Here is a 519-nt window from a genome sequence, read left to right as displayed (position 1 = left end):
GGAAATCCAGGACAAAATGGCAGCTGTTGCTCCGCACCTGGATCTGACCGTTGATTACGGTTGGTTGTGGTTCATCTCTCAGCCGCTGTTCAAACTGCTGAAATGGATCCATAGCTTTGTGGGTAACTGGGGCTTCTCCATTATCATCATCACCTTTATCGTTCGTGGCATCATGTACCCGCTGACCAAAGCGCAGTACACCTCCATGGCGAAGATGCGTATGTTGCAGCCGAAGATTCAGGCAATGCGTGAGCGTCTGGGCGATGACAAACAGCGTACCAGCCAGGAAATGATGGCGCTGTACACAGCTGAGAAGGTTACCCCGCTGGGCGGCTGCTTCCCGCAGCTGATCCAGATGCCAATCTTCCTGGCGTCGTACTACATGCTGATGGGTTCCGTTGAACTGCGTCAGGCACCGTTTGCACTGTGGATCCACGACCTGTCGGCACAGGACCCGTACTACATCCTGCCGATCCTGATGGGCGTAACGATGTTCTTCATTCAGAAGATGTCGCCGAC

The 519-nt window shown here is 53.9% G+C and carries 1 protein-coding gene; it reads left to right on the top strand.

What is annotated here, in order from left to right; genetic code table 11:
• Positions 1-16: 16 nt before the first annotated feature.
• On the top strand, positions 17-519 hold a 503-nt coding region (locus tag K0039_RS24920; RefSeq protein WP_228106809.1), incomplete at its 3' end, for a YidC/Oxa1 family insertase periplasmic-domain containing protein.

Source organism: Terrisporobacter mayombei (assembly GCF_020748465.1).
In the GTDB taxonomy this organism is placed as follows: domain Bacteria; phylum Bacillota; class Clostridia; order Peptostreptococcales; family Peptostreptococcaceae; genus Terrisporobacter; species Terrisporobacter mayombei.
Note: the sequence above shows the minus strand (reverse complement) of the source record. Positions and strands in the feature narration are given on the sequence as shown.